The following is a 6437-nucleotide window of genomic DNA, read 5'->3' as shown; positions in this document are numbered from 1 at the left end:
ATTTAGGTATGTAGTTGCGCTTAAGCGCTCTTGATTTAGGTATGTAGTTGCGCTTAAGCGCTCTTGATTTAGGTATGTAGTTGCGCTTAAGCGCTCTTGGTTATATGTAAGCTCAGAGCGCTCAAGCGCAACTACGTACCTGGAGGAGCGCTTAAGCGCAACTACGTACCTTTCCGGAGCGCTCAAGCGCAACTACGTACCTTTCCGGAGCGCTTAAGCGCAACTACGTACCTTTCCGGAGCGCTCAAGCGCAACTACGTACCTTCTGTTAGTGTAAGGTTTTTAACTGAGCTAAAACTGTGGCGAATCGAGCAGAATCGATCGGCTTTGCTAAGTGTTCGTCGTAACCGGCCTCGATCGCCCGATGCCGGTCTTGTTCGCTAGCATAAGCTGTCAGCGCCACAGCGGCCAAGCGCTTGATTTTGTCAGATTCGGACGATCGCACTTTGCGGATTAACGAGTAGCCATCCTCAACCGGCATCCCGATGTCGCTGACTAAAATATCCGGCGGCGACTGCTGTAAAATGTCGATCGCCTCTTGGGCTGAAGCAGCAGCCATCGCCAGAGCCCCCAACTGTTTCAGCGCCAAAACCAAAAACTCGCGGTTGTCGGGTTCGTCATCAACTACCAATACCTTTAAACCAGCCAAAATACCAGGACTCACGGCAGCTAATTGCCTTTCCTCTATCAACTGCGGCTGCTGACTCCGACGCTGTTTCAGGGGCAGCATTACTGTAAATGTCGCCCCGAGTCCCTCTCCGGGACTTTCGGCGCGTACAGTGCCGCCGTGAAGTTCCACCAAGTGCTCGACGATCGCCAATCCCAGTCCCAAACCCCCGTAAGCCTTAGTAATTGAGCCATCTGCTTGTCGGAAGCGATCGAACACGTAGGGCAGAAACTCAGCAGAAATGCCTTTGCCGGTATCGCTAACAATAATTTGTATGTAATTAGGTGATGGGGAATTAGCAACAGCTACCGCAGACAAACGCAGTTGGACTGTTCCCCCGGATGGCGTAAACTTGACGGCGTTAGTCAGCAAATTCGAGACTACCTGCTGCAACCTCTGGGCGTCGCCCCACATCAAACTGATTGCGGGGTCAAATTCCGAGGAAACAGTCACAGACTTAGCCTGAGCGGCGAAACTGACACAATTGAGGGCAACTTCGATCGTCTTTGTCATGACGAACCAGCCGGGTTTTAGAACCAGCTTGCCTTGAATAATCCGGGAAACATCGAGCAAATCTTCGACTAGCTGCGTTTGCACCCTCGACTGACGCTCGATCGCTTCCAAACCGCAAGCTAAAGAATCTGGTGTGTACGGGCGGGTGCGGAGCATTTGGGCCCAACCCAGAATTGCGTTTAAAGGCGTGCGGAGTTCGTGGGAAAGAGTGGCTAGAAACTCGTCTTTCCGGCGGTTGATGGCTTCTGCTTCTGCCCGCGCGGCTTGTTCGCGATCGAGCAACTGAGCGAGTTCTGCCTCGACTTGCTTGCGATCGCTGATGTCGGCGACGATCGACATACAGTTAATGTTACCCTTGGCGTCGCGGACTGGAGTTGCCCACAAACCGATGTCGATCGAAGTGCCGTCTTTTCTTTGGCGCTGGGTTTCCATGCCGGCGATCGCATTTCCAGCGCGAATTCCTTTCAAATTCTCCATAAATTCCTCCCGCTTGTCTGGGGGAACGCTGGGCAAAAATTTACCTACCGCCTCGGATTCTGGCCAGCCAAAAATCCTCTCAGCGGCTGGGTTCCACATTTTTACAATGCCGTCCTCGGCGCCGAAAACGGTAATTGCTAGGGGACAAGCCTGGATCAAGGCTTCCAAAGTTTGATTGATTTGCGATCGCGCCTCTTCTGCTTGTTTGCGATCGGTGATATCGACGTTCACGCCGATAGTCCGCAGGGGCAAACCGCGCTCGTCCTGAAACACCTTAGCCCTGCAAGCAATCCAGGCGACGCTGCTATCCGAGCGGCAGATGCGGAACTCGATGTTTAATTCCTCGCCGTTCGTCGCCGCAGCCAGTACCTGCTGTTCGGTGAAAGTGCGATCGTCTGGATGCACCATTGCCAGCAAATTTTGATAGCTGCTCTGGAAACCGCCGGCCGGCAGCCCGTACAAAGCCTCTAACTCCGGCGTACACGCGAGTTCGCCCGTTTGGACGTTCCATTCAAAAGTTCCGATTTTGCCTGCTTGCTGAGCGATTTGCAGCCGTTGTTGATTGTTTTTGAGTTCTGCTTCCACCCGCGAGATTTCGGTCAAGTCAATGTAGAATCCGACGATCGTCTCTGGTTCGCCCTTGTCAGGGCACAAAGTCGTCGCGCCCATCAGCACCGGCACGCGGCTGCCATCTTTGCGGATGTACTCTTTCTTAAAAGGAGTTGCGACTCCCGACGCCCGCAGTTCCCCGGCCGCCCGGGCGTCGAGGTGGAGGTATTCGGAGGGGGTCATATTGTCCCACCGCATTTGACCGGAGAGCACGTCTAAGCGAGTATAGCCCACCATGTTGAGCAGGGAGTCGTTGGCGTAGGCGATGCGGCCGGTAAAATCGCCGATCGCGACTCCGAAAATATTTGAGTCTAACAGTCGGCGGAATAAAGCTTCGCTTTGCTGGATTACCCGTTTTGCTTGGTTGCGATCGGTAATTTCGGCAACCACGCTGCTGACTCCCAACAGCGTTCCCGATTCATCGATCACGGGGTAAAAGCTGACTTGCCAATCCCGCACAACTCCCGGCTGTTGAAGGGTTTCGGCCTTAAGTTCCATGTCGAGTACGGGGGTTTGCGTAGCGAGCACTTGGCGGTAAATCGGCTCTACCAGATTGGCAAGTTCCGGTATCGCTTCTCTGACGGTGCGCCCGATGTGATCTGCGATCGTGCGGCCGTTGATCGCAGCGAGGCATTCGTTCATGCGGATGTAGCGCAAATTGGTATCGAGAAAGCACAGCCCGACTGGTGTGGTGTTGTAAACTAAGTCGAGTTCTGCTAGTTGGTTGCTAATGCGAATTTCGTTTTCTCGGATCTGGTTTTGAGCTTGTTTGCGATCGGTGATATCGACCACGAAGAACGATCCTTTGTCTGTGCATCCTTGCAAGTGTCCGGCGCCGACAAAAACTGGGAAGCGCGTGCCGTCTTTGCGGATGTATTCTTTTTCAAAAGGCTCGCAACTTCCTGATGCTGCGACTTGGGCGAGGGCTGCGCGATCGAGTTCTGCGTATTCCGGCGGCGTGATATTGCTCCAGTGGATTTTTCCTGAAATTAAGTCTTCTCTCGTATATCCAATCATGTCCAGCAAGGCGTTATTAGCTTCGGTAATTTCGCCGCCCGCCTCCCAGAAACCAATGCCGATCATGTTAGAATCTACCACGCTGCGGAAGCGCATTTCACTTTCCCGCAAAGCTAATTCTGTTTGTTTAGCTGCGGTAACATCTGCGATAATTATGCCAGCGCCGATGATTTCTCCCCTTTCATTTTTCACCGGGTAGTAGTTGGCGAGCCAGTAGCCGAAATATCCGGGTCTTCCCCCATGTTCGCCGCTGACTTCTACATTTAAAACAGGTTCGCCGGTTTCTAGAACTTGCTGAATTATTGGTGCAAACTCGGCAGCGGATTCTGGCAACAATTGGCGGTAGTCTTGACCGAGATGCTGTTCTGCTGTCAAACCGTTGAGTTCTGCTAATACTTGATTGATGCGGATGAATCGCATTTCGCGATCGAGAAAGCAAATCGCTAGGGGAGATGCTTCTAACAGCGAGTCAATTAAGGCGAAGGATTGCGATGTTTGAGCTAGTGCTTGCTGCGCTTCTGCATAAAGTCTGGCGTTGTCCAGGGCGATCGCCACGCGGTATGCTAAATCTTCTAGCATTGCCATATCTTCTGCACTGTAGCGGCGCCCCAACTTTGAGGTAAAGCAAGTGATCGCACCCATTACCCGCCCGCGCGCCTTCAGCGGTACGCAAGCGTGAGAACCGATATTGAGCGATTCCCTACGGGATAGCTTCGCCGCGCGTAGCATTTCAATTTCTGCTGCATTTTCGGCTGCTGCTGCTAAAATCTCCTCATCCACTTCGGCAATTAGTTGGGATTTGCCGGTGCGAATTACCAGCGGATAGCCGTTAACAGCATCAAAGGCGATCGGGCTGCAAACTCTCAACTTATTAATCGTATCAACCGTAGAGGCTTCTGCGTGAGCCACAGCGACTTTGCGGACTTTTGAGTCAGTTTCGGTCAAATGAATGCAGCACCCATCGGCAACAGAATTAACTGCTAATTCAGCGACATTTTGCAGCACTGTTTCTCCGTCAAACGCAGCAGCCAAAATTTTGCTAACTTCTGCCAAAAATGCCGATCGCTGCTGTTCTATTTGGGCTTTTTCTCGGGCTGCTTGCTCGGTTGCCAACTGCAATCTTTGACTTTCTGTAAGTTTGAGTTCTGTGATATCGCGGGCAACAATTAACGCCGATTCTGGTACGCCGTCTTTGTCAAACTCTGGAACTACGCGAGATTGATAACTTCTGATGCCGTCGGTTGAGTAAGCCTGAAATTCGATGACTTCTTCTCGACCAGTTTCTAGCACTTTGCGGAGAGTTTCATCCCACCTCTGGCAAAGTTCCGGCGGCATTCCTATCTCTTGACTGGTTTTCCCGAGGAAGAATGAAATTGGTTTTCCTTGAGTTCGGGCAACTGCTTCGTTGACATAAATATAACGCAGTTCTTTATCGGTGCGGATAATCACATCGGGCGTATTTTCTAGCAGCGTTCTCAGTTGCTGTTCGCTGCTAGACAAAGCTGCTTGTGTTTGCTGTCTTTCAGTAACATCTCGCACCGTGCCCACGTGTCCGATAAGTTCCCCACAGTCGGAGAACATCGGCGCCGAACCAACATTAATCCAGCGCACAATCCCCTCTGCTGTTTGCAGGCGATACTCGATCGCATATTCCCCAAGTTCCCGAGTATAATCCAGCCATCGGCTCAATACGCGATCGCGGTCTTCCGGGTGAATGCAATTCTCCCAACCATCTCCTAAAAGTTCTGCCAAACTCAAGCCACAAATCGCCTGAGTGCGAGGGTTTGCATAGGTGTAGCGCCCCTCAAAATCTGCCATAAAAATTCCCACAGGCGAACAGGAACTTAAACAGCGAAATCGTTCTTCTTGAGCTTGCAGCGCTTCTTTAGCTACTGTTAGCTCAGCCGTGCGCTGTTTGACGCGGTTTTCTAGCTTGGCGTAGGATGAAGCCAAGGCTATTTCTGCTAATTTGCGATCGGTAATATCGATACCACTTGCGATCGCATATTCTACCAAGCCATCAATACCCAGCATCACTGTATTCGACCAAGAAATGAAGCGCTTGGATCCATTTTTAGTGCGCCAATAGTTTTGATATTCGCTGTAAACAACTTCTGCGTTTAGATTAGCAAAAACTGTTTGAGCTGCCTCAACTTCTTCGGGAATCAAGAACAGATCCCAAACATATTTATCCAGAACTTCTGCTACCGAGTAGCCAGTTGTTTTTTCGCAAGCTTGGTTGAATCGCACAATCCGTCCTCGACTGTCGAGAACTACAATCAAGCAAGCTGTGGTATCAGTTACTTTTGAAATAATCTGGCGTTCTATTTCTAGTTCTTGTTCTGCGGACTTTAAACCAGCATACCAGCCGCCAACCATTGCAGCGGCAAGAAGTAAGATTGCAGGAGTTGCCTGAAGTGCAAACAGTAACAGAGTTGTCAGCAGTAAGGCCGTGCCTGCGGTAAATGTAGCAATGCTGTAAGATTTAATGGGTAAAGGCAAGACCTGAAACCGACTCATTTTTTTTTGACCTGTAGCGATGGCGCGATCGCACTATTTCTGTTTGTGCCTATAAAACAACATGGTTAAAAAAAATTATGTGTTTTTTCTATACCAAACCACATTTGTCGGCGCCGTGCCATCTTCCCACAGACAGATTTGCTGAAGTCAGTTAACAGTTGACAGTTGATAGTAGTCATTAGTAATTAGTCATTAGTCATTAGTCATTAGTCAGTAGGGGCGGTGGATGGTGCGTGCCCGCCCTCATCAGTCATTAGTCATCAGTGCTGTCCCCGCTCGTAAACCTTATCATCAGTCATCAGTCATTAGTCACAGAGAATCAGAAAAATACTCCCAATCTCCCCCTCTCCCAATCTCCCCCTCAGGAGCATCTCATTTTTGTAAAAAGCATTTTTTCTTTGAGTGCGAGCGTCCCCGCTCGCGTATTTTACAATACGCGAGCGGGGACGCTCGCACTATAATAAATGCAAAACTGAGATGCTCCCTCCCACGTCTCCCCTTTCTCCCCTTTCTCCCCTTTCTCCCCTTTCTCCCCCTCTCCCACTCCCCCCCTCTCCCACTCTCCCCTTTCTCCCACTTTCCCCTTTGTCCACTCGTCGAAACCAAGCAATTGATGCGCGCAGCAGCTTATGAT

1 protein-coding gene is annotated in these 6437 nt (G+C 50.7%); it reads right to left on the bottom strand.

The window, feature by feature from the left end:
• Positions 1–268: 268 nt before the first annotated feature.
• Positions 269–5803 (bottom strand): PAS domain S-box protein, encoded by a 5535-nt coding sequence (locus tag JGK16_RS01585; protein ID WP_293192113.1) that lies wholly within the window; start codon positions 5801–5803, stop codon positions 269–271.
• Between the last annotated feature and the right edge of the window lie 634 nt (positions 5804–6437).

It is taken from the genome of Microcoleus sp. PH2017_09_SFU_O_A (assembly GCF_020738625.1).
Lineage (GTDB): Bacteria > Cyanobacteriota > Cyanobacteriia > Cyanobacteriales > Microcoleaceae > Microcoleus.
This window is presented reverse-complemented; position numbering and strand designations above follow the sequence as displayed.